21 protein-coding genes are annotated in these 22,688 nt (G+C 68.4%); 10 read left to right on the top strand and 11 right to left on the bottom strand.

Annotation, left to right across the window (positions count from 1 at the left end; translation table 11 throughout):
• Positions 1 to 608 precede the first annotated feature (608 nt).
• Positions 609 to 1,010 (top strand): SMI1/KNR4 family protein, encoded by a 402-nt coding sequence (locus tag BM060_RS13795; RefSeq protein ID WP_074980597.1) that lies wholly within the window; start codon positions 609 to 611, stop codon positions 1,008 to 1,010.
• 104 nt (positions 1,011 to 1,114) lie between these two features.
• A complete protein-coding gene (locus BM060_RS13790; RefSeq protein WP_009614860.1) occupies positions 1,115 to 1,327 on the top strand; it encodes a YgdI/YgdR family lipoprotein in 213 nt (70 codons plus the stop codon).
• A 7-nt stretch (positions 1,328 to 1,334) separates the two neighbouring features.
• On the opposite strand, the gene BM060_RS13785 is transcribed toward BM060_RS13790, so the two are convergent.
• Positions 1,335 to 1,997 (bottom strand): GntR family transcriptional regulator, encoded by a 663-nt coding sequence (locus BM060_RS13785; RefSeq protein WP_074980596.1) that lies wholly within the window; start codon positions 1,995 to 1,997, stop codon positions 1,335 to 1,337.
• A gap of 261 nt (positions 1,998 to 2,258) precedes the next feature.
• Here BM060_RS13785 and BM060_RS13780 point away from each other — a divergent pair, with 261 nt between their 5' ends.
• From BM060_RS13780 to ybaL, 5 genes are all read left to right on the top strand, one after another.
• On the top strand, positions 2,259 to 3,653 hold the full coding sequence (locus BM060_RS13780; protein WP_074980595.1) for an aspartate aminotransferase family protein: 1,395 nt from the start codon (positions 2,259 to 2,261) through the stop codon (positions 3,651 to 3,653).
• A gap of 311 nt (positions 3,654 to 3,964) precedes the next feature.
• Positions 3,965 to 5,347, top strand: a complete 1,383-nt coding sequence (locus BM060_RS13775) for a glutamine synthetase family protein (protein WP_069862669.1) — start codon at positions 3,965 to 3,967, stop codon at positions 5,345 to 5,347.
• Between the two features lie 194 nt (positions 5,348 to 5,541).
• Positions 5,542 to 6,300, top strand: a complete 759-nt coding sequence (locus tag BM060_RS13770; protein ID WP_074980594.1) for an SDR family NAD(P)-dependent oxidoreductase — start codon at positions 5,542 to 5,544, stop codon at positions 6,298 to 6,300.
• A 142-nt stretch (positions 6,301 to 6,442) separates the two neighbouring features.
• Positions 6,443 to 6,946 (top strand): acyl-CoA thioesterase, encoded by a 504-nt coding sequence (locus BM060_RS13765; RefSeq protein ID WP_009614849.1) that lies wholly within the window; start codon positions 6,443 to 6,445, stop codon positions 6,944 to 6,946.
• Positions 6,947 to 7,128: 182 nt separating this feature from the next.
• The gene (ybaL, locus tag BM060_RS13760) at positions 7,129 to 8,826 is read left to right on the top strand and encodes a YbaL family putative K(+) efflux transporter (RefSeq protein WP_074980593.1); all 1,698 of its coding nucleotides are present in this window, start codon (positions 7,129 to 7,131) and stop codon (positions 8,824 to 8,826) included.
• Positions 8,827 to 8,886: 60 nt separating this feature from the next.
• Here the strand turns inward: ybaL and pdxY are convergent, their stop codons facing one another.
• Complete coding sequence (pdxY, locus tag BM060_RS13755; RefSeq protein ID WP_074980592.1) at positions 8,887 to 9,756, bottom strand: pyridoxal kinase PdxY; 870 nt, start codon at positions 9,754 to 9,756, stop codon at positions 8,887 to 8,889.
• 124 nt (positions 9,757 to 9,880) lie between these two features.
• Here pdxY and BM060_RS13750 point away from each other — a divergent pair, with 124 nt between their 5' ends.
• Entirely contained in the window at positions 9,881 to 10,342 is a 462-nt protein-coding gene (locus BM060_RS13750) for a DUF3301 domain-containing protein (protein WP_074980591.1), read from the top strand.
• Here BM060_RS13750 and BM060_RS13745 read toward each other — a convergent pair whose 3' ends face one another.
• A complete protein-coding gene (locus BM060_RS13745) occupies positions 10,343 to 11,221 on the bottom strand; it encodes an alpha/beta fold hydrolase (protein WP_074980590.1) in 879 nt (292 codons plus the stop codon).
• Between the two features lie 103 nt (positions 11,222 to 11,324).
• On the opposite strand from BM060_RS13745, the gene BM060_RS13740 reads away from it, so the two are divergent.
• Together BM060_RS13740 and mifR are read left to right on the top strand one after the other, a co-directional pair.
• On the top strand, positions 11,325 to 13,082 hold the full coding sequence (locus BM060_RS13740; RefSeq protein WP_074980589.1) for a sensor histidine kinase: 1,758 nt from the start codon (positions 11,325 to 11,327) through the stop codon (positions 13,080 to 13,082).
• A complete protein-coding gene (mifR, locus tag BM060_RS13735; RefSeq protein ID WP_043269838.1) occupies positions 13,079 to 14,413 on the top strand; it encodes a sigma-54-dependent transcriptional regulator in 1,335 nt (444 codons plus the stop codon). The genes BM060_RS13740 and mifR overlap by 4 nt, the downstream gene beginning before the upstream one ends.
• A 230-nt stretch (positions 14,414 to 14,643) precedes the next feature.
• Here the strand turns inward: mifR and BM060_RS13730 are convergent, their stop codons facing one another.
• The 8 genes from BM060_RS13730 to BM060_RS13695 form a co-directional block, all read right to left on the bottom strand.
• Positions 14,644 to 15,987, bottom strand: a complete 1,344-nt coding sequence (locus BM060_RS13730) for an APC family permease (RefSeq protein ID WP_074980588.1) — start codon at positions 15,985 to 15,987, stop codon at positions 14,644 to 14,646.
• Positions 15,988 to 16,064: 77 nt separating this feature from the next.
• Entirely contained in the window at positions 16,065 to 16,808 is a 744-nt protein-coding gene (locus BM060_RS13725; RefSeq protein WP_074980587.1) for an N-formylglutamate amidohydrolase, read from the bottom strand.
• Positions 16,792 to 18,123, bottom strand: a complete 1,332-nt coding sequence (locus BM060_RS13720) for a glutamine synthetase family protein (RefSeq protein WP_074980586.1) — start codon at positions 18,121 to 18,123, stop codon at positions 16,792 to 16,794. Before BM060_RS13720 ends, BM060_RS13725 begins: the two co-directional genes overlap by 17 nt.
• A gap of 14 nt (positions 18,124 to 18,137) precedes the next feature.
• Positions 18,138 to 18,779 carry a cysteine hydrolase family protein gene (locus tag BM060_RS13715; protein WP_074980585.1) on the bottom strand — a complete coding sequence of 214 codons (642 nt, stop codon included), beginning with the start codon at positions 18,777 to 18,779 and terminating at the stop codon, positions 18,138 to 18,140.
• Between the two features lie 2 nt (positions 18,780 to 18,781).
• Entirely contained in the window at positions 18,782 to 19,639 is an 858-nt protein-coding gene (locus tag BM060_RS13710; RefSeq protein ID WP_043269847.1) for a MurR/RpiR family transcriptional regulator, read from the bottom strand.
• A gap of 522 nt (positions 19,640 to 20,161) precedes the next feature.
• A complete protein-coding gene (locus BM060_RS13705) occupies positions 20,162 to 20,362 on the bottom strand; it encodes a hypothetical protein (protein WP_009614826.1) in 201 nt (66 codons plus the stop codon).
• Positions 20,363 to 20,483: 121 nt separating this feature from the next.
• Entirely contained in the window at positions 20,484 to 21,419 is a 936-nt protein-coding gene (locus BM060_RS13700) for a LysR family transcriptional regulator (protein WP_074980584.1), read from the bottom strand.
• A gap of 404 nt (positions 21,420 to 21,823) precedes the next feature.
• Complete coding sequence (locus BM060_RS13695) at positions 21,824 to 22,528, bottom strand: NAD(P)H-dependent oxidoreductase (RefSeq protein ID WP_074980583.1); 705 nt, start codon at positions 22,526 to 22,528, stop codon at positions 21,824 to 21,826.
• Positions 22,529 to 22,688: the final 160 nt, after the last annotated feature.

Below are 22,688 nucleotides of genomic sequence, written 5' to 3'. Positions count from 1 at the left end.
GAGTCATCCTGGGACGCCTAACCCCACCCCGTCATTCCCGCGAACGCGGGAACCCAGGGTTCGCGAGCAAGCTCGCTCCTACGAAAAGCAAAAGCAGCTCTGCTCTGGCTTTTGCTCTTGGGATTTCCAGAGAAACATCCGCGCGCACCGGAACGCCCCTTCAGAAGGCCGAGCGAAACCCCCGCTCAGGAGGTCATGCGACATGGATGTCGCGAGAGCCCCGCGGGCTACAGGGACGTACCCTCGGGGCGGGCCTCCGTGGCGGGGGAGTTCGTGAGGGTAGCCCGGCTTTATCGGGCCCGTATGTTGGGGCAAGCCTTTTTGGTTCCTTTTGTGGCGTTTGACAAAAAGGGACTCGCCCGAGGGGGCGAAACAAAAAACATCCGAGCACGCCGAAGCGGCGCAAACACACCCAAACAAGAAGTCTCTGGGTTCCCGCGTTCGCGGGAATGACGGGGGGGGGAGGATGGCGCCTGACTGACAAGCCGCTCAGGACAGCCCCCACCCCAATCCCTTCCACTCGTCCGCCAAACACCCCCAACGTGAACTTGCGCCCAGGCCCGGCTACTACTGTATAAAGCGCCCCAGTCAATCGAGAGGCCCCTGCCGTGGAAGACGTCATCGACCAATTGCGTGAACTCAACGAGCCCGTCCCTGTCCCCCTGGAGCTGCCGGACGAGGAACTGCTGGTGGAGATCGAGGAAGAGCTGCTGATCGGCCTTCCGTCGGAATTCCGCGAGTTCCTCCTCAAGGTCAGCGACGTCATCTACGGCCGCCTGGAGCCGGTCACGGTGACCGACCCACACTCCCATACCTACCTGCCGGAGGTGGCCGCGGTGGCCTGGGCGATGGGCCTGCCGCGCGAGCTGATACCGCTCTGCGCCGATGGTGACGACTACTATGCGGTGGCCCAGGACGGCGAGGTGGTGCTCTGGGCGGACGGCGAACTGACCGAGGAAACCTGGGACTCGGTGTGGACCTGGGCACGCGACGTATGGTTGGACACCTGAGCCCGGAGCACTGAATTTCCAAGCGGAGCGGTTGTCACAGTGGCTACCGAGCGTGTACCCAAACCTTCTGCCAAGGCCGGTCCACGATGTCCCTTGGAGACTCTATGAAGCTGAAATTCCTACTCCTCAGCGCGCTGCTGTTCGGCCTGGCCGGCTGTGCCGACAAGGCCGTAGTGATGCTGAACGACGGCAGCGAGGTCCTGGTAAAGGACCATGCCGATTTCGACAAGTACCACGACTACTACGAGTTCGAGCAACTCGACGGGCAGACGATCCTCATCCGCAAGGAAAACGTCCGCTACATCAAGACCGAGTGACGCGCCCTCAGCGCGTCACGCTCGCCCCCGACTCCAGCGCCAGCAGATTCAGCAGGTATTGGCCGAAGTAGGCCAGGTCCTGCTCGACGGCCGCCCGCGCGCCGCGGGCATCGCCCCGCCGGATGGCGTCCAGGGCCTGGCCGTGGAAGTCGTTCAGGCGCAGCGACAGGTCGGCGCCGGTGAACAGCCGGTTGAAGAAAGGCCCGACCTGCAGCCACAGCGCCTCGATCATGCGCAATAGCGTAGGGTTGCCGCAGGCGCGGTAGAGCGTCAGGTGGAAGCGGCTGTTGTGCTCCAGGTAGGCCTGCACGTCGCGCCGCCGCACGGCCTCCTCCATGGCTTCGGTACAGGCCTGCAGGACCTCGATGTCCGCCCCTTGCAGGCGCGGCACCCCGTCCTCCACCGCAAGCCCCTCCAGTGACTGGCGAATCTGCAGGATCTGCAGGAAGCGCTCGCGGGTCATCAGCGGCACCCGCAGCGAGCGCTGCGGCTCGCCCTCCAGGGCACCCTCGGCGACCAGCCGCTGCAACGCGGCGCGCACCGGCATCGGGCTGGTGCCCCATTCGTCGGCCAGATCGCGGATCTTCAACCGCTCGCCTGGCTGGAAGCGCCCGCTGAGCAGGGCCTGGCGCAGGTTCTGGTACAGCTGTTGCTGGAGGTTCTCGGCCATGGCGTCACTCCGCGCAGGCCGGCGGCGCCGGCAGTTGGGCGAAGGTCAGGCTGCAGTTGTGCGTCATCTTCTTTTCCCTTGTTCCGATCAGGCATTCGCGGCGAGCGCCACCCGGCCTTGCCAGTGCGCTCCCATGAGCCATTCTGGTTTGTGATCACAAATTCTGTTGAGAAGAAAGATTAACAGGCGTCTCGCAGCATGTATTGACTTTTTTGTGATCACAAACGGAAGATGTGCAAAAAAACAAACGAGGTGTGCAAGATGACCGCCAGCGGAATCGCCCAACAGGCCGTGGATGTGTTCACCGCCCGCGAACGCCAACGCTTCCTGGAACAGAACCCGAAATCCGTGGCCCTGGCCGAGCGCGCGCGCAACTCGCTGTACGCCGGCGTGCCCATGCACTGGATGGCCGACTGGTCCACCCCCTGCCCGCTGTTCGTCGAGCGCGCCAAGGGCGCCCGCTTCTACGACGTGGACGGCCACGAGTACGTCGACTTCTGCCTGGGCGACACCGGCACCATGTTCGGCCACTCGCCGGACCCGGTGGCCCGCGCCATCGCCGAACAGGCCAACAACGGCCTGACCACCATGCTCCCGGGCGAAGACGCCGTGGTCTGCGGCGAACTGCTGGCCGCGCGCTTCGGCCTGCCGTTCTGGCAGGTCACCGCCACCGCCACCGACTCCAACCGCTACGTGCTGCGCTGGGCCCGCGCCATCACCGGGCGCAACACCCTGCTGGTGTTCGACGGCTGCTACCACGGCACCGTCGACGACGTCATGGTGCGCTACCGCGACGGCGAGACCGTGCCGCGCTCCGGCCTGGTCGGCCAGGCCTACGACCTGACCCAGTACAGCCGCTCCATCCCCTTCAACGACGCGGCAGCGCTGGAAGCCGCGCTGGCCAGGGGCGACGTCTGCGCCCTGCTGTGCGAGCCGGCGATGACCAACATCGGCATGGTCCTGCCCGATCCGGGCTTCCTGCAGAAGTGCCGTGAGCTGACGCGCAAGTACGGCGCGCTGCTGATCATCGACGAAACCCACACCATCTCCACCGGCATCGGCGGCTGCACGAAACTGTGGAACCTCGACCCGGACTTCTTCGTGGTCGGCAAGCCGATCGCCGGCGGCGTGCCCTGCGGCATCTTCGGCTGCAGCGCGGAAATGGCCGAGAAGATGCTCGCCTCGCGGCAGAAGGCCCAGGAAGACAGCCATGGCCACGGCCACAGCGGCATGGGCACCACCCTCTCGGCCAACGCCCTGGCCATGCACTGCATGCGCGCCAACCTGGAACAGGTGATGACCCAGGCCGCCTACGAGTACATGCTGCCGCTGGCCAGGCGCCTGGCCGACGGCTTCCGCCGGCTGATCGCCAAGCACGGCCTGAAGTGGTCGGTGACCGAGCTGGGCGCGCGCAGCGAATTCCAGTTCTGCCCGGTCTCGCCACGCACCGGCGCCGAGGCCGAAGCGGCCTTCCACGACGAACTGCAGATGGCCCTGCACCTGTACCTGATCAACCGCGGCATCCTGATCACGCCGTTCCACAACATGACCCTGTGCTGCCCGGACACCAGCGAAGCCGACGTCGACCGCCTGATCGACACCCTCGACGCGGGCATCACCGAGCTGCTGGCGATTCCTGGCGCGCGGGAAGCTTGATGCAACGCGCCCCTGGGCCCACCCGAAATACCGTCGCAGGAGCGGACTCCGTCCGCGATGCCTTCCGCCGCCTGCCGGCGGATCGCGGATGAATCCGCTCCTACGGTTCCAGGAAGCACTGCTCTTCGTAGGATGGGTTGAGCTTGCGATACCCATCACCACAGCTGCACCCGAACCTGTAGGAGCGAGCTTGCTCGCGAACGCTCTTTGCAAATCCGCAGCGGGGCGGGTTCGCGAGCAAGAACTAGGCGTCCCCCTCGCTCCTACGAAAAGCAAAAATCCCCGGCGCCAAGCGCCAACCGAGGACCATCATGCAATTCGCCGATCGAAAGGAAGCCGAAGCCTTCCTCGCCGCGCACCCCGAGGTGCGCAGCATCGAGCTGTTCATCATCGACGCCAACGGCATCCCGCGCGGCAAGCTGCTGCACCGCGATGAGCTGCTGGCCATCTACGACAACGGCCGGCCGCTGCCCAGCTCGATCCTCGCGCTCACCGTGCAGGGCGAGGACGTCGAAGGCACCGGGCTGGTCTGGGAAGTCGCCGACGCCGACTGCTGGACCTACCCGCTGCCCGGCAGCCTGACCCTGCAGCCCTGGCGCAGCTCGCCCACCGGCCAGCTGCAGGTCAGCATGCACCCGACCCAGGGCCTGCCGGCCACCCCGGCGGACCCGCGCCAGGCGCTGGTGCGTGTGGTCGAGCGGCTCAAGGCCGAGGGCCTGCACCCGGTGATGGCGGTGGAACTGGAGTTCTACCTGCTGGACAAGCAGCGCGACGCCCAGGGCCGCCCGCAGCCGGCGCTGCAGATGAACGGCGTGCGCCCGCAGGCGCCGCAGGTCTACGGCGTGTACGAGCTGGAACAGGTACAGCCCTTCCTCGACGACCTCTACGCCGCCTGCGAGGCCCAGGGCCTGCCGGTGCGCACGGCCATCTCCGAATACGCCCCCGGCCAGCTGGAACTGACCCTGGAGCACCGCTTCGACGTGCTCCAGGCCATCGACGAAGGCGTGCGCTACAAGCGCCTGGTCAAGGGCGTGGCCAACAAGCACGGGCTGCAGGCCTGCTTCATGGCCAAGCCGTTCGGCGACCGTGCCGGCAGCGGCATGCACCTGCACGTCAGCCTGGCCGACGAACAGGGCAACAACCTCTACGCCAGCGAGCTTTCCGACCTTGAAGGCCCACAAGGCACGCCGCTGCTGCGGCACTCCATCGGCGGCATGATGGCCACCCTGCTCGACTCCCTGGCCATCTTCTGCCCCAACGCCAACTCCTTCCGCCGCTTCCAGGCCAACAGCTACGCGCCGCTGGCCAAGAGCTGGGGGGTGAATAACCGCACCGTGTCCTTCCGCGTGCCTGGCGGCCCGGCCAAGAGCCGGCACATCGAGCACCGCATCTGCGGCGCCGACGCCAACCCCTACCTGGCCGCCGCGGCGATTCTCGCCGGCATCCACAAGGGCATCCGCGAACAGCTCGACCCGGGCGCGGCCATCGAGGGCAACGGCTACGAGCAGGCCCGCGAGTTCCTGCCCACCGACTGGCTCACCGCGCTGCGCGCCCTGGAGGCCTCCAGCTGGGCCCGCGAGGCGCTGGGCGAGGAGTTCCTCAAGGTATTCCTGGCCATCAAGTGGGAGGAATACCGGCAATTCATGGGCGAGGTCGGCGAACAGGACTGGCGCTGGTACCTGCACCACGCCTGAGCCACGGCGACCATCAGTCGCCTACGAAAGCTCCAGCGGGATTTACGAAAAAATTACCCTGGCAAAGCGAAGATTCTGGTCTTTTCTTGGTCAGTAGAGACAGAGGGCCGCCCGTGCGGCCCTCTTCCTTGCGGCGTGCCGCCACTGCCTGACGGCGCGCCGTTTCCCTATCAGGCAGGGAGATCACTCAGTCAATGAGCACACCCGTTGTTCTGATCACCGGGGCCGCCGGCGGCCTCGGCAAGGCCATCGCCAAGCGCTTCGCCCAGAGCCACTGGCGCATCGCCGCCACCGACGTCGACAAGAGCGGGCTGCACGCGCTCAACGCCCAGGTGCCGCTGGATGCCAGCGCCGTGGCCGACCTGCGCCGGGCGGACAACTGCCAGAGCCTGGTGGCGGACATCCTCGCCCGCACCGGCCGCCTGGACGCGCTGGTCAACGCCGCCGGGGTCTGGCGCGAGGGGCCGGTGGAGAGCTTCAACGAGGACGACTTCGACCTGGTCCTGGGGGTCAACCTCAAGGCCGCGTTCTACATGTGCCAGGCCGCCACGCCCTACCTCAAGGACAACCGCGGCTGCATCGTGAACATCTCCAGCGACTCCGGGCGCCAGGCCTACCGCGGCTCGGCGGCCTACTGCGCGAGCAAGGCGGCGCTGACCATGCTCACCCGCACCCTGGCCCTGGAGCTGGCCGCGGACGGCGTGCGCGTCAACGCCATATCCCCCGCCGACATCGCCACGCCGATGCTCGACTACCAGGCCGAGCGCTACGGCCAGGGCAACCCCGCCGCCTACAAGCTCGGCCTGCTGCGGGATTATCCACAGGGCAAGGAAGCGCGCTTCATCCGCCCGGAAGAGGTCGCCGACCTGGTCTGGTACCTCTGCGGCCCGCAATCCGAAGCCATCACCGGCGCCGACCTGGCCATCGACTTCGGCCTCTCCGCCGGCCGCTGAGCCGCGCCGCGCGCCAATCTCCCGGCGATTGGCGCGCGCCCCTGTTCGCCGGGGCCAATGGGGGGTATAGAAAAGAGTGTGTCGCGGGGCTGGGCGCAGTGCGTCCAGTCTTGGCACCCCCCACCCGCCTTGCGAGAGCGATATGGAACCCGGCAACCACCAACTCAGCATGACCGTCCTGATGACCCCGGACATGGCCAACTTCTCCGGCAACGTCCACGGCGGCACCCTGCTCAAGTACCTCGACGAGGTCGCCTACGCCTGCGCCAGCCGCTACGCCGGCCACTACGTGGTGACCCTCTCGGTCGACCAGGTGATCTTCCGCGAGCCGATCCACGTCGGCGAACTGGTGACCTTCCTCGCCTCGGTCAACTACACCGGCCGCACCTCCATGGAGATCGGCGTGAAGGTGGTCACCGAGAACATCCGCGAGAAATCCGTGCGCCACACCAACAGCTGCTTCTTCACCATGGTGGCGCTGGACGACGAGCGCAAACCCACCGCCGTGCCGCCGCTGCAGCCGGTCACCCGGGAGGAGCGCCGGCGTTTCGCCCAGGCGCAGCAGCGTCGCCAGCTGCGCCAGGAACTTGAGCAGCGTTACCAGGCAATTCGTGAAGAATGGGACAAGGATGCCGACATTTCTTGACAAGATTTCTCAAGTGCCGCTGAAAAAGTCCAGCGCGTCAACGAGTTAACCTTGTGCGTTGGCAAGGCCGAAAGCCTCGCCAGCGCCTAGACTTGCCCAATCCGCGGGTTTGCCCCCGTGATCCACCTTCGAACCACCACCCTCCCGGGGCGGCGGTTCCCTGCGTGCCCGGAGCCCAGACCATGCACCACACACCGCTACTGACCACCCTCGCCGTCGGCTTCGTGCTGGCCTTCATCCTCGGCGCCCTGGCCAACCGCCTGCGCATCTCGCCGCTGGTCGGCTACCTGCTGGCCGGCGTGCTGGCCGGGCCCTTCACCCCCGGCTACGTCGCCGACCAGGCGCTGTCGACGGAAATCGCCGAACTGGGGGTGATCCTGCTGATGTTCGGCGTCGGCCTGCACTTCTCGTTGAAAGACCTGCTCTCGGTGAAGGCCATCGCCATCCCCGGCGCGGTGGTGCAGATCGGCGTGGCCACCCTGCTCGGCATGGGCCTGGCCTGGATGATGGGCTGGCCGCTGGGCGGCGGCCTGGTGTTCGGCCTGGCGCTGTCGGTGGCCAGCACCGTGGTGCTGCTGCGCGCCCTGGAGCAACGCCAGCTGATCGACACCAAGCGCGGGCGCATCGCCATCGGCTGGCTGATAGTCGAAGACCTGGCCATGGTCCTCACCCTGGTGCTGCTGCCGGCTCTGGCCGGCACCCTCGGCGGCAAGGCCGAGGACGGCGCCAGCGGCGGCATCCTGCTGCCGATCCTGCTGACCCTGGGCAAGGTGGTGGCCTTCGTCGCGGTGATGATCCTCGGCGGCCGCCGCGTGGTGCCCTGGGCCCTGGAGAAGATCGCCGCGACCGGCTCGCGCGAGCTGTTCACCCTCGCCGTGCTGGCCATCGCCCTGGGTATCGCCACCGGCTCGGCGGTGGTGTTCGGCGTGTCCTTCGCCCTCGGCGCCTTCTTCGCCGGGATGATCCTCAACGAATCCGAACTCAGCCACGAGGCGGCGGAAAACTCGCTGCCCCTGCGCGACGCCTTCGCCGTGCTGTTCTTCGTCTCGGTGGGCATGCTGTTCAACCCGGCGATCCTGATCCACGAGCCGCTGCCGGTGCTGGCCACCTTCCTGGTCATCGTCTTCGGCAAGTCGGTGGCCGCCTACGTCATCGTGCGCCTGTTCGGCCACCCCAACAGCACCGCGCTGACCATCGCCGCCAGCCTGGCGCAGATCGGCGAGTTCTCCTTCATCCTGGTCGGCCTGGGCGTGACCCTCGAACTGCTGCCCGAGCAGGGCCGCGACCTGGTGCTGGCCGGCGCCATCCTGTCGATCCTGGTCAACCCGCTGCTGTTCATCGCCATCGAGCGCCTGCAGGCGCGCAAGGAAGGCGCCCAGCCCAGCGAGGCCCAGGCGCAGGACGAGGACCTGCCGCCGCCGGTGCGCGAACACGAGCACGCCATCCTCATCGGCCACGGCCGCGTCGGCGAACTGGTCAGCGCGCGCCTGCAGAAGGACGGCACGCCGCTGGTGGTGATCGAGGACAAGCGCGAGAAGGCCGCCGAACTGCGCGAGCGCGGCCTGAGCGTGGTGGTCGGCAACGCCGCCAACCCGGAAGTGCTGGCCCTGGCCAACATCACCACGGCGCGCTGGCTGCTGATCGCCATCCCCAACGGCTTCGAGGCCGGGCAGATCGCCAGCCGCGCCCGCGCGGCCAACCCCGAGCTGGACATCATCGCCCGCGCGCACTTCGACGCCGAGGTGGAATACCTGGAACAGAACGGCGCCAACCTGGTGATCATGGGCGAACGCGAGATCGCCCAGGGCATGTACCAGCGCGTCGAGCAGCAGCACGACACCCCTGCGCCGCAGCCGGATGGGTTGCCGCAGTCGGCTTGAGTTCGCGGCGGGCGCCGAGCGCTTTCGGCCCCGCCTCGACGACAGGAGTTGACGCCGCCCTCAGATCGCCTTCGCCTCGAAACGCACCCGCGGGTGGGCGATGCGGTCCTGGGCGCGCACCAGTTCCAGTTCGTAGCTGCCGCAGTGCTGGGTCTCCAGCAGCACTTCGTGCACCGCCGCGGCGGTGAACTCGAAGGCCGTGCAGGGCGCCTCGCCCAGCAGCAGGCGGGCCAGGAACAGGCCGGAAGTCAGGTCGCCGACACCCACCGGCTGGCGCGGGAAGGCCAGCAGCGGGCGGCGCAGGTGCCAGCTGCCCTCGGCGCTGACCAGCAGCATCTCGAAGGCGTCCGACGGCTTGCCCGGGTAGTTCAGGTGCTTCACCAGCACCGCCTTCGGGCCGCGCGCCAGCAGGCTGCGCGCCATCTCCACGCAATCCTGCAGGGATTGCGGGCTGCGCTGGCAGAAGCTGTCCAGCTCCAGCTGGTTGGGGCACAGGTAGTCGGCCACCGCGGCGGCCTCCTGGAGCAGGAACTCGCCGACTTCCGGGGCTACGATGCAGCCCTTCTCCGGATGGCCCATCACCGGGTCGCACAGGTAGATCGCCCGCGGGTTGGCCTCGCGGATGCGCGCCAGCGCCTCGAGGATCGCGCGGCCCTGGGCGGCGCTGCCCAGGTAGCCGGAGAGCACGGCGTCGCAGTTGCCCAGCTCGCCGATGGCGGCGATGCCCTCCACCAGCGCCGGAATCTGCTCCGGCGGCAGCACCTGGCCGGTCCAGTGGCCATACTGGGTATGGTTGGAGAACTGCACGGTGTTCAGCGGCCAGACGTTCACCCCGACGCGGCGCATCGGGAACACGGCGGCGCTGTTGCCGGCATGGCCGAAGACGACGTGGGACTGGATGGCGAGGACGTGGGGAGTGCGCGACGACATGACGAATTCCTGCAACTGGATGTGTCAGTATGGGGCGCAAATCACCACCTGGGAACCGGCGGCTCTCGCCGCTTTCCTACAGACTCGGTAAGCTGGAGCGCCTCTTCCCGAGCGGAGCCTTGAAGTGACCTTGGGCAACCTTTTCGTATTCCTCCTGCTGGCCACGGCCGCCGCCTGGTGGTGGCGCGCCCACGGCATCCGCGAGCGCGCCCTGCAGCTGGCGCGCCAGCATTGCGCGCGGCAGGGGGTGGAGCTGCTCGACGAGAACGTCGCCCTGCGTCGCCTGCGCCTGCGCCGCGGCGCCAACGGCATGCTCTGCCTGGCCCGGGAATACGGCTTCGAGTTCACCGCCAGCGGCCAGGACCGCTACGACGGCAGCATCACCATGCTCGGCCAGCGCCCCGGCCCGATCGAGCTGGAGCCCTTCCGCTTCCACCCCGAGCCCCACGAGGTGCGCGCGGTGGTGGAGATCGCCCAGGCCCTGCCGGCGCCCGCGGCCGAGCCGCAGGCGCCGCGGCACAAGGCCGAGGTGGTGCGACTGGACGAGTGGCGGCGCAACCACGCCGACAAGAAGGTCGGCGACTAGCTACTCGTGCCCGAGCAGGAAGCGCGCCACCCGCTCGGCGCTGTCCTGTGGATATTCCTGCATGAAGCAATGCCCGCCGGCGACGCTCTGCCCGCCGACGTGGGTGTTCTGCGCGCACCAGCGGGCCACCGACCTGGGCACGAAGGGGTAGGTCTGCTCGCCGAACAGCACCAGGGTCGGCGTGCTCACTTTCGCCAGCGACGGCCACAGGCGCTTGGGGAAGGAGCTGAAGATTTCCGCCTCGCGGCTCGGCCGGCATTTCAGCTCGACGCCGTCGTCCACCGCCTTGATGGCGTTCTCCACATAGGCCCATAGCGCCTCGTCGGTCCAGCCCTTGAAGATGCCGCGGCCGTGCAGGCCGGCGTAGGCGGCGGCGCGGTCCGGCCACTGGCTGCGCCGCGCCCTGGCCTTCTGCACCATGGCCCTGCGCTCGTGCAGGCCGAGCACCTCGGACAGCGCCATCACGCCGATCATCGCCGGGGTGAACAGCACCGGGTCGAGCAACGCCGCGCGTTCGAACAGCTGCGGATGGCGCGCCAGGATCAGGCTGCTGAGCACCCCGCCGAAGCTGTGCCCGCAGGCGTAGCGCGGCACCTCGCCGTAGACCGCGCGGCCGGCCTCGAAGGCCTCCACGGCCATCTCGGCGTTGCGGTTCCAGCCATGGAAGCGCCCGCCGTGGTCGCTGTCGCCGTGGCCCTGGACGTCGCACAGCCAGAGGTCGAAGTCCCGCGCCAGGTGCTTGAGCATCGGCTCGTAGGCCCGCCCGCAGAAACCATTGCCATGCAGGAAGTGCAGCAACGGCTTGCCGCTGGGTTCGCTGCGCCAGCCACGCAGGGTGAAGCCGGCGGAACAGGAATGGGACCAGGCGATCAGCTGCATCGGACGTTCTCCTCGAGGGTCGCGCAGTGTAGCGACCCGCGGCCGCGCCGGACCAGTGCCCGGACGTGCTATGGTCGCGCTCCGCCAACCCGCACCGAGCGCCATGAGCCCGAGCCGTCCCCTGCGCCTGATCCTCGCCAGCCTGCTGGTGCTGGCCGGCCTGCTGCTGTCGGTGTACTGGGCCGGGGAGAAGGCGCGGCACCGCTCGCTGCTCGCCGAGGCCGAGGCGGCCCACGAGCAGCTGGGGCTGTACGTCAGCTCGCTGCGCACCCTGCTGGAACGCTACCGCAGCCTGCCGGCGGTGCTGGCCCTGGACCCGGAACTGCGCCAGGCCCTGGCCGGCCCGGTCGCGGGTGAACTGCAGCGGGCGCTGAACCTGAAGCTGGAGCGGATCAACGCCGCGGCGCGCTCCTCCACCCTGGAACTGCTCGACCGCGACGGCCTGGCCGTGGCCGCCAGCAACTGGCGCCTGCCGACCAGCTACGTCGGCCACAACTACGCCTTCCGCCCCTACTTCCGCCAGACCATCGCCCAGGGCACCGGGCGCTTCTACGCGGTGGGCGTGACCACCGGCATCCCCGGCTACTTCCTGGCCAACGCGGTGCGCGACGAGGCCGGGCGCTTCCTCGGCGCCATCGTGGTCAAGCTGGAGTTCCCCGACCTGGAACAGCAGTGGAGCCAGACCCCCGACCTGGTGCTGGTCAGCGACACCAAGGGCATCGTCTTCCTCGCCAACCACCCCGGCTGGCGCTACCGCGAGCTGCAGCCGCTGGACACTTTCGCCCGCCTGGAACTGGCGCAGACCCGCCAGTACGACCGCCAGCCGCTGAGCCCGCTGCGGCACCGCACCCTGCAGCCGCTGGGCGAGGACAGCCGCCTGGTGCGCGTCGGCGCCAAGGACGATGAAACCGACTACCTCTGGCAATCCCTGAGCCTGCCCGACGACGACTGGACCCTGCACCTGCTGCGCGACGCCCGCGGCGTGCAGAGCGACGTCGCCACCGCGCGCCTGGCCGCCGCCGGGGCCTGGCTGACGCTGGTGTTCCTGGCCCTGCTGCTGCAACAGCGCTGGCGCATCGCCCGCCTGCGCCAGCGCAGCCGCGAGGAACTGGAGCAACTGGTGGAACAGCGCACCGCCGCCCTGAAAACCGCCCAGGACGGCCTGGTGCAGGCCGCCAAGCTGGCGGCCCTGGGGCAGATGTCGGCGGCCCTGGCCCATGAGATCAACCAGCCGCTGACCGCCCAGCGCATGCACCTGGCCAGCGTGCGCTTGCTGCTGGACGCCGGGCGCAGCGACGAGGCGCGCGCCGCGCTGGCGCGCCTGGACGACCTGCTGGAACGCATGGCCGCGCTGACCGGCCACCTGAAGACCTTCGCCCGCAAGACCCCCGGCGGCCTGCGCGAACGCATCGAACTGGGCCACGTGCTGGACCAGGCCCTGCAATTGCTGACGCCGCGCATCCGCGCCGAGCAGGTGGAGATCAGCCAGGTGCTCAGCGTGCCGGCCTGGGTGCTGGGCGACGCCATCCGCCTGGAGCAGGTGCTGGTCAACCTGCTGCGCAACGCCCTGGACGCAGTGGCCGGCGCCGAGCGCCCGCACATCGGGGTGGCGCTGCGTCGCGAGGACCCGTACTGGATTCTGGAAGTCGCCGACAACGGCGCGGGCATCGCCGCCGAGCACCTGGGCAACGTCTTCGATCCCTTCTTCACCACCAAGCCGGTGGGCGAGGGACTCGGCCTGGGACTGGCGGTATCCTACGGCATCGTCCACGAACTCGGCGGCCGCCTCGAGGCCGCCAACCGTCCCGAAGGCGGCGCGCTGTTCCGCCTGGTGCTGCCCGCCGCGAGCGAAGAGACATGACCGAACACGTGATTTTCGTCGATGACGAAGCCGCCATCCGCGAAGCCGTGCAGCAGTGGCTGCAGCTGTCCGGCTTCACGGTGCGCCTGTGCAAGAGCGCCGAGGAGTGCCTGAAGAACCTGGAGCGCGGCTTCGCCGGCGTGGTGATCAGCGACGTGCGCATGCCCGGCACGGACGGCCTGGCCCTGCTCGAACGCCTGCAGCAGCTGGACCGCGACCTGCCGGTGATCATGGTCACCGGCCACGGCGACGTGCCCATGGCGGTGCAGGCCATGCGCGACGGCGCCTACGACTTCATCGAGAAGCCCTTCACCCCCGAGCGCCTGCTGGACAGCCTGCGCCGCGCCCTGGAAAAGCGCCGCCTGGTGCTGGAGAACCGCCAGTTGCGTGAACAGGCCACACTCAAGGACCAGGTGGAGTCGCGCCTGCTCGGCGTGTCGAAGCCGATGGAAGCCCTGCGCCGCCAGGTGCTGGCCCTGGCCGGCACGCCGGTGAACGTGCTGATCCGCGGCGAGACCGGCGCCGGCAAGGAGCTGGTCGCCCGCTGCCTGCACGACTTCGGCCCGCGCGCCGACAAGCCCTTCGTCGCGCTGAACTGCGCGGCCATCCCCGAGCAGCTGTTCGAGAGCGAGCTGTTCGGCCACGAGAGCGGCGCCTTCACCGGCGCCCAGGGCAAGCGCATCGGCAAGCTGGAGCACGCCAACGGCGGCAGCCTGTTCCTCGACGAGATCGAGAGCATGCCGCTGGCCCAGCAGGTCAAGCTGCTGCGCGTGCTGCAGGAGCAGCAACTGGAGCGCCTGGGCTCGAACCAGAGCATCCGCGTCGACCTGCGGGTGATCGCCGCGACCAAGCCGGACCTGCTGGAAGAGGCCCGCGCCGGGCGCTTCCGCGAGGACCTGGTGTACCGCCTGAACGTCGCCGAACTGCGCCTGCCGCCGCTGCGCGAAAGGCGCGAGGACATCCCGCTGCTGTTCGAGCATTTCGCCCAGTTGGCCAGCGAGAAGCTCGGCCGCGAGGCGCCGCCGCTGAGCACCGCGGAACTGGCGCGGCTACTGGCCCACGACTGGCCGGGCAACGTGCGCGAACTGGCCAACGCCGCCGAGCGCCACGTGCTCGGCCTGGACCGCGCCGCGCAACTGGAAGCGCCGGCCGGCAGCGGCCTGTTCGAACGCATGGAAGCCTACGAGGCCGAATGCATCCGCCAGGCCCTGAGCCAGTGCAAGGGCGACATCAAGGCGGTGATGGAACTGCTCGGCCTGCCACGCCGCACCCTCAACGAGAAGATGCAGCGGCATGGGTTGAGCCGGGGGGAGTTTCGCGGGGAGGGTTGACGATCGTAATTCCCCGGAACCGTAGGGACGGGAGACACCTCACCGTAGGATGGGTTGAGCGAAGCGATACCCATCGCCATGGCCGCATGGGTTTCGCCAAAGCTCAACCCATCCTACGAAGAGCCCCGCACCGGGGTGCTCTTCGTAGGAGCGAGCTTGCTCGCGAACCGCATGGCACCGCGTTTGTTCGCGAGCAAGCTCGCTCCTACGAGAAGCCATGCTCGCAGCGATCACAACCCTGTTGCCAGCTCGCCGGCCTTGCCGCGCTTGTGCAGCACCGCCAGGTACACCAGGCCCACGGCGATCCAGGCCAGGCCCAGGTACTGGGCGTCGGCGCTCATGCTGACCAGCACGTAGCCGATGATCGCCAGGCCCACCAGCGGGCACAGCAGGTGGCGCACCACCTTGCCGCTCTTCTGGCGGATGAAGTAGTGGTTGATCACCGCCAGGTGCAGCAGGCAGAAGCCGGTGAGCGCGCCGAAGTTGACCAGCGAGGTGAGCACGTCCGGCGCGTCGAGGAAGGCGATGCCGATGCCCAGCGACAGCACCGCCACCAGGTACAGGCTGACGTGGGGCGTCTGGTAGCGCGGGTGGACCTTGGCCAGTACCCGCGGCAGCTTGCCGTCGCGGGCCATCGAGTAGAGCAGTCGCGACACCGCCGCCTGGGAGGTGATCGATACCGTCACGCCCCAGGCCAGCGCGGTGGCCACCGCGGTCAGGGTCGACAGCCACTTGCCGCCGGCGGCCTCGGCTATCTCGTAGAAGGCGGTGTCGGCGGACTGGAAGGTCATGCCCGCGGCCAGGTCGGTGGCCAGCCAGGTCTGCAGGACGAAGATGCCGCCCATGACGAACAGCGCGATCAGCGAGGCGCGGCCGATCTGCTTGGCCGGGTCGCCCTTGACCTCTTCGGCGAGGGTGGAGATGGCGTCGAAGCCGAGGAACGACAGCACGGCGATGGACACCGCCTTCATCACCAGGCCGAGGTCGAAGTGCTCCGGCTGGTACAGCGGCGCCAGGGTCAGCCGGCCGCTGCCCATACCGCCTTCCAGGGCGTGGTAGCCGACCACCAGGAAGATCGCCAGGACGATCATCTCGGCGATCAGGAACAGCAGGTTGAAGCGCGCGGCGAAGGTGATGCCGCGCAGGTTCACCAGGGTCGCCGAGACCAGGAAGGCGAGCATCCACACCAGCTTCGGCACTTCCGGGAACAGGTGGTTGAGCGCCAGCGCGCTGAACACGTAGAGCAGCGGCGGGATCAGCAGGTAGTCCAGCAGCAGCACCCAGCCGGCGAGGAAGCCGACGTGCGGGTGGATGCCGCGCTGGGCGTAGGAATACACCGAGCCGGCGATGGGGAAGGCGCGGGCCATGGCGCCGTAGCTCAGGGCGGTGAAGAGCATCGCCAGCATGCCCACCAGGTAGGCCATGGGCACCATGCCCTGGGAGTCGGCGTGGACCCAGCCATACACGCCGAAGGGCGCGATGGGGATCATGAAGATCATCCCGTAGACGACAAGGTCGGTCAGGGAAAGACTGCGGCGGAGCTGTTGCTGGTAGCCAAACTGTTCGATGGCCATGGGGGAGTCCTCTCGATTCGGCAGCTTTGTCGTTGTTGTCTGCGCCGCGAGCGCGACGGCGTTTCTTGTTCTTGGGCTTACAGCCAGGGCGCCAGGCGCTCGGCCCAGGCCTGGACGGCGGCGGCTTCGCGCAGCCCGTCGTTGCGGATTTCCAGGAGCACGGCGTCGATGCCGCGCTCGTCGCCGTGCACCGGCACGGTCATGTCCTCGGCCGGGTCGATGTCGTAGGGCTGGTTGGCGCCGATCTCGCCGCCGCCCTGGCGCAGGCCGTCGACTATCCGCTGCGCATAGCCTTCGGCGCGGCCATAGAGCACGCCGGCGATCCACGGCCGCGGCACGCCGCGGTAGCTCGGGGTGAAGCTGTGCACGCCGACGATGCGCGTCGGTTGCCCGGCCGCCTGGCGCTGGTCGATCAGCTCGGCCAGGGCACGGTGGAAGGGTTCGAACAGGCGCGCCTGGCGTTCACGGCGGTTCGCCTCGCCCAGCCCCAGGTTGCCGGGGATGGGGTAGACCTCGCTGTGCTCGGGAATGCTGTCCGGCGCCGCCAGCGGGCGGTTCAGGTCGATCAGCAGGCGCGAGTAGCCGGCCGCCAGCAGCGGCGCGTCGAGGCGCTCGGCCAGTGCTTCGGCCAGGGCCAGGGCGCCGATGTCCCAGGCGATGTGCTCCTGCGCCGCGGCGTCGTCCAGGCCGAGCTGCGCCAGTTCCGCCGGGATGTAGCGGCTGGCGTGCTCGCAGACCAGCAGCACCGGGCTCTTGCCCTGCGGGTTGAGCAGGCGGAACGGCGGCTCGCGGTAGATCCCGCTTTCAGTAGAGGCTGGCATAGCGTTGGCACACCTGGTCGTCGGTGAGGTCGCGGGTCAGCGCCAGTTCCTGGCGCTTCATGGCGAAGTAGGTCTGCAGCAGCGCCGGCGGCAGCTGCGCGCAGAGCGTGTGATCGTCCATCAGCAGTTGCAGGGCTTCTTCCAGCGAGCCGGGCAGCGCGCGGATGCCGAGAGCTTCGCGCTCGGCAGCGCTCAGCGAGTCCGGGTCGACGTCGGTGACCGCGCTCAATGCCAGGCGCTCCTGCAGACCCAGGCGGCCGGCGATGAGCACCGCGGCCATGGCCAGGTGCGGCGAGGCGGTGGCGTCCATCGGGCGGAACTCCAGGTTGAACTGGCGCGCCAGCGGCTTGCCGCCGAGGCTCACCACCGGGCAGATGCGCAGCGCCGCCTCGCGGTTGCGCAGGCCCAGGCAGGCATAGGCGGCGCTCCAGTGGTGCGGCTTCAGGCGCAGGTAGGAAACTGCCGTCGGCGCGCTCAACGCGCACAGAGCCGGCAGGTGGCGCAGCACGCCGGCGGCCCAGTGGCGTGCGGTCTGCGAGAGGTTGTCCGGCTGCTCGGCATCGTAGAACAGCGGGGTGCCGTCGAGGCCCTGCAGGCTCAGGTGCAGGTGCACGCCGTTGGTGACCTCGCCCGGCGCGCGCAGCGGCGAGAAGCAGGTGCCCAGGCCCATCTGGCGGGCGATCTCGCGGGTCAGCTCGCGCACGTTCACCGCGCGGTCGGCGGCGGCCACGCCCTGGGTCGGGCGGCAGGTCACCTCGTACTGCAGGCGGCCGTATTCGGGGAGGAACATCTCCGGTTCGGCGCCGGCCTGCTCCAGCGCCGCCATCAGCCAGCCGGGGAAGTTGCCGGCGGCGCGCTGGGCCTGCAGCGAGAAGGCGCCGCCCGGGCCTTCGGGCAGGCCGAGCAGGGTGAATTCGTGTTCGAAGGCGGCGGTGACCTGCAGGCCCAGCGCGCGGTAGCGGGCGATCTCCTCGCGCAGCAGGGTGCGCGGGCACACCGGCCAGGGCGTGCCGTCGGTCTCCACCAGGTCGCCGTGGTAGTAGTCCAGCGGCGGCGCCAGCGGGTCCGGGCCCTGCTCCAGGTACAGGCGCGCCTGCGGGTCGGGCAGCAGGCGCAGGTCGCCGTGGCTGCCCCAGGGGTTGTCGTCGGCGATGATGTCCTGCGGCGTCAGCGCGCTGTTCGCCGGCACCCAGCCGCAGCCGCTGGCCAGTTGCTCGGCGACCGCGGCGGCCGGCAGCGAGCGGCCGCGGGTGACGCCGGCGAGGTCGGTGGTGACGAAGCTGCTCAGGTGCAGCGGCCCGGTGGCTTGGCTCATGGCGTGCTCCGCGGTCAGGCGAGGTCGGCGATACGCGCCAGCACCGCGTCGGTGTCGGCGATCCAGCAATAGCCCTTGATGGCTTCCAGGCAGGCCTGGTGGCGCTCGGCGGTGTGGGTGGCGCAGGCGTCCTCGACCAGGGTCACCAGGTAGCCGCGGTCGGCGGCGTCGCGCACGGCCATGTCCACGCACTGGTCGGTGACCACGCCGCAGACGATCAGGTGGCGCACGTTGAGGTTGCGCAGTACGTAGTCGATGGCGGTGGAGTTGAAGACCCCGGACGAGGTCTTGGGCAGGACGATTTCGTTCTCGGCCGGCGCCAGCGCATCGATCACCTGAGCGTCGGGGTGGCCCTTGGGCAGGTGCATGTCCGACAGCTTGTGGTCCAGGGAGCGGTCGCGGCCGTCGGCGGTGAGGCTTTCGATGATGGTGTGCAGCACGTTCTGCCCGGCGCCGCGCATGGCCGCCAGCAGGCGCTGCTGGTTGGGGATGACCTGACGCTCCACGCGCTCGTAGAAGTAGCGGGCCTTGTCCGCGTCGACGTGGGCGTCGCGGCCGGGGATGACCCAGGCGTTCTGCATGTCGACGAAGAGGATGGCGGTTTCGCCGCGGCGGTACGGCAGGTCGCGGGGCGACGGGTGGGGCAGGCTGAACATGGTCATTCCTCGAGCAGATGGGCGTTGAACGCGGCGCGCAGTTGGTCGATGCCGTCCAGGCGTTCGTCGAGCTGGCTGTCGCTGCGCGCTACCAGGCTGGCGATGAGCGCCTCGACCTGGGCCATGGCCGGCACCAGCGAGTCGAACGGCGAGGGAGATTCCACCGGCGCGCTGACGATCAGGTCGGCCAGCTCGCGCAGCGGCGAGGCGTAGATGTCGGTGAACAGCACCACCCGCGCGCCGCGGGCCTTGGCGGTCTGCGCGACGAGCTGGGCCTGGGCCTGGTAGCGGCGGTAGTCGAACAGCACCAGCAGCGACTGGCGGTCCATGTCGTGCAGCAGGTCGGGCAGCGCCATGCCGTCGTCCAGCCACAGGCAGCCGCCGCGCAGCAGGCGCAGGTGGGTGACCAGGTAGCCGGCGAGGAAGCGGCTGAAGCGCCCACCGTGGCAGAACAGGCGCAGGCGCGGGTCGAGCAGCCAGTCGCCGAGCAGGCGGATGTCATCGGCGCGGGTCAGGTTCAGGGTGTGCTGCAGCTTGTCCGAGGCGTCGGCCAGGTAGCTCGACCAGGGGTCGTCATGCTCCATGCGCTCGCGGCGTTCGGCGAGCAGCGTGCGCGGCGAGCGCAGGCGGTCGTCCACCTCGATCAGCAGGGCGTCCTGGAACTCGCCGTAGCCGGCGAAGCCGAGCTTCTTCACCAGGCGCAGGATGGTCGGGTCGCTGACCCCCGCCTGCCGCGCCAGGCGCGCCATGGGGCCCAGGCCCAGGCGCGGGTAGTCGTCGAGCAGGGCACGCAGCACCTTGCGTTCGGCCGGCGTCAGGGCGACGTCCGGCGCGGCCAGGCGGTCTTTGAGGCTGGACATGGCAGCTCCCTTGGAGGTTGTGCCTGGTCTTGTAGTGAATATTTCAAAGTATTGCAAATACTTTGTTTATGTTCGATTCACTACATTTACGCTGCGCCGACAACCCGGCCACTCTAGGGCGGGCCGTTGGGCAGGAAGGTTTTTTCCGGGCAAAAAAACGGCCGCTGAGTGCAGCGGCCGGAAAGAAGACGTCGATTGGAGCAATCGGATATCGGCGTCGGGAAGCAAGGCCAGTCGGCGTTGGAGGAACCGGCTGGCGTGAGGGGCGGAAGTTCGCAGTCACCGCCCCTCGGTGACACATCAGGCTGATCGTGTCGGGCCTGCCGGGAGAGCCCGGCAGATAAAGACAAGTTTATTGACCTATCTATTTCCAATAAAGCGCGAAGGCGGCGAAAGACTTTTTCATAAAATGAAAAGATCACCGCCCCCGCCGGGATAAAAAAACGCCGCATTTCGTATGCGGCGCAAGGCATTGGGAATACCGGCTCACGCTCCGGGCTTCCCGGGGGAAAGTAACGCCGATCAGGAATCGGCGTTGGACTGGGCAGCGGCCTTGCCGGCGGTACGCTCGGCGTCGGAGGCCTGCTGGGCAGCGGCGATGGCGGCCTCGTTGGCTTTCACCATCTTGTCGGTCATCAGTCGGGACTCTTCGGCGAAGCTCAGTTGCACGAAGGACAGCGAGCAAACGGACAGCAGGGCAGCAACAACAAGTTTACGGGACATGATTTTCGAACCTTTGATTAGCCCCGCTCAGTGGGGGCGATGCAAAGGTTACGACTCGGTGACAGGCGGAAAAATAGCTGGCTCACCAACAGACCATTGCCTGAAAAGCAACAATCCGTTTTCAGGCCCAGTGCGCGGGATCGTTCATCACCTGCTCGTCGGCGTCGAAGGCCTTGGGCAATTCTTCCTTGAGGAACTCCACCCAGGTGCGGATCTTCGCGTCGAGGAAGCGCCGCGACGGGTAGAGCGCGAAGATCTGCCGCACGTGCAGGCTGCGCTCGGGCAGCACGCGCACCAGTTCGCCCTGGCGCAGCGCCGGCGCGGCCACGTAGCTGGGCAGCAGGCAGATGCCCATGCCGGCGCGGGCGGCCCCGGCCAGGGCCTCTGCGACGTTGACCATGAAGGTGTCGCGCGGGCGGATCACGCTCGACTCGTCGTCTTCCTCGAAGGCCCAGCCTTCCGGGAAAGTCGGGTCCTGCAGGCGCAGGCAGCGGTGCTCGCGCAGGTCCTCGATGGCGCGCGGGGTGCCGCGTTCGGCCAGGTAGCCGGGGCTGGCGCAGAGCACGCTGTAGATGGTGCCGAGGGTCTGGGCGACGTACTCGGAGTCGGGCAGCTCGCGGTCGCGGGTGATGACCACGTCCTGGCCTTCTTCGAGGATGTCCGGCTGGCGCTGGGCCAGGGTCAGCTCGATGTAGACCTCGGGGTGCTGCTGGCAGTAGCGCGAGATCAGCGGGATCAGGTGCTGCTGGCCGAGCCCGGTCAGCGAGTGCACGCGCAGCCGGCCGCGCGGGCGCAGGTGCGCGCCGTTGGCCTCGGCTTCGGCTTCTTCGACATCAAGGAGGATTTCCCGGCAGCGCTGCAGGTAGCGCTCGCCGGTCTCGGTCAGGGCCAGGCGCCGCGTGGTGCGGTGCAACAGGCGCGCCTGCAGGAAAGCCTCCAGGTCCGAGACCACGCGGGAGACCTGGGCGGTCGACAGGCCCAGGGCATTGGCGGCGGCGGTGAAGCTGCCGGCATCGACCACGCGGGCGAAGACCCGCATCGCATGAAAAGTGTCCACTGTTGCCCCGTCTGCAAAACTGAATCGCAGTATAGGGTCATTTTCCCGGAACAGTTGCCGGGTATAGTGGCAACCAGGTCGCTGCAGCAGCGATGGGTCCATCAGGCCCATCGTTTGGCACCCGGCACACCAGCCGCTTGCCAACACTCCCCCGCGCATACCCGGCTGCAGCGGCTGCCCTTTTCCTCCAAAGGCGCACGTCTTGATTGATGTGCGCCTTTTTTCGTTTGGGGTGAGTGCATCGAACCGTAGGAGCGAGCTTGCTCGCGAACCCTGGAGCGCCGCATCCCTATCCCGTCATCCCCGCGAACGCGGGGAACCAGCGACTTCCAGCGCGAACATCAGCCACTGGGTTCCCGCGTTCGCGGGAATGACGAGGTTTCAGTACGGTGCCGACGCGCCGCTCAGCGCGGCAGCGGGTAGAGGCGTTCGTCGAACTGTTCCAGGCGCGGGAATTCCAGGGGCTGGTCCTGATCCAGATGCTGCAGGCGGTCCTGGTACTGGCGCAGGAAGTCCTGGCGCGCGTCGTTGCTGATGTAGGGCACGTGCCAGGCGACGAAGGGCGGCAGGACGGTCATGCCGGTGTAGGCCAGGGTGCCGCGCAGGATCGGCCGCAGCATGTCTTCCAGCGGGCCGTGGATGGCGCCTTCGCCGAACATGTGCTCGCGCCCGCCGAGGGTCACCGTCACCAGCGCCTTCTTGCCGGCCAGGCCGCCCTGGTCGTAGAAGCGCTTGCCGCCGTAGCAGATGCCCGAGACCAGCACGCGGTCGAACCAGCCCTTGAGGATGGCCGGGGCGGAGAACCAGTAGATCGGGAAGTTGAAGATCACCAGGTCCGCCCAGAGCAGCTTGTCCAGCTCGGCCTGGATGTCGGCGGCGATGGTCTGGTGCTTGGCGCCTTCGCGCTGTTCCAGGGCGTAGACCAGGTAGTCCGGATTGGCGCGGGCGCCGAAGTCGGCGGCGCTGGCCACCGGGTTCCAGTTCATCGCGTAGAGGTCGGAGACCTGTACTTCGTGGCCCTGGCCCATGAGGGTTTCCTCGGCCAGTTGGTAGAGCGCGGTGCTGAAGGACTGGGGTTCGTTGTGGGCGTGGATGATCAGTACGTTCATGTGGATTCCTGGCTAGAAAAGCGCTACTTGGCGGATTGGCGTACTGGCTCAGCACCCTCTCCCCAGCCCTCTCCCTGAAGGGAGAGGGGGCGTTCGTGTTCATCCTGCAGCGCCCTCTCCCGCCGGTAGCACCGAAGCGCTTTTGCCCCCTCTCCCGCTT

Origin of the sequence: Pseudomonas citronellolis, assembly GCF_900112375.1 — a bacterium.
GTDB lineage: Bacteria > Pseudomonadota > Gammaproteobacteria > Pseudomonadales > Pseudomonadaceae > Pseudomonas > Pseudomonas citronellolis.
This window is presented reverse-complemented; position numbering and strand designations above follow the sequence as displayed.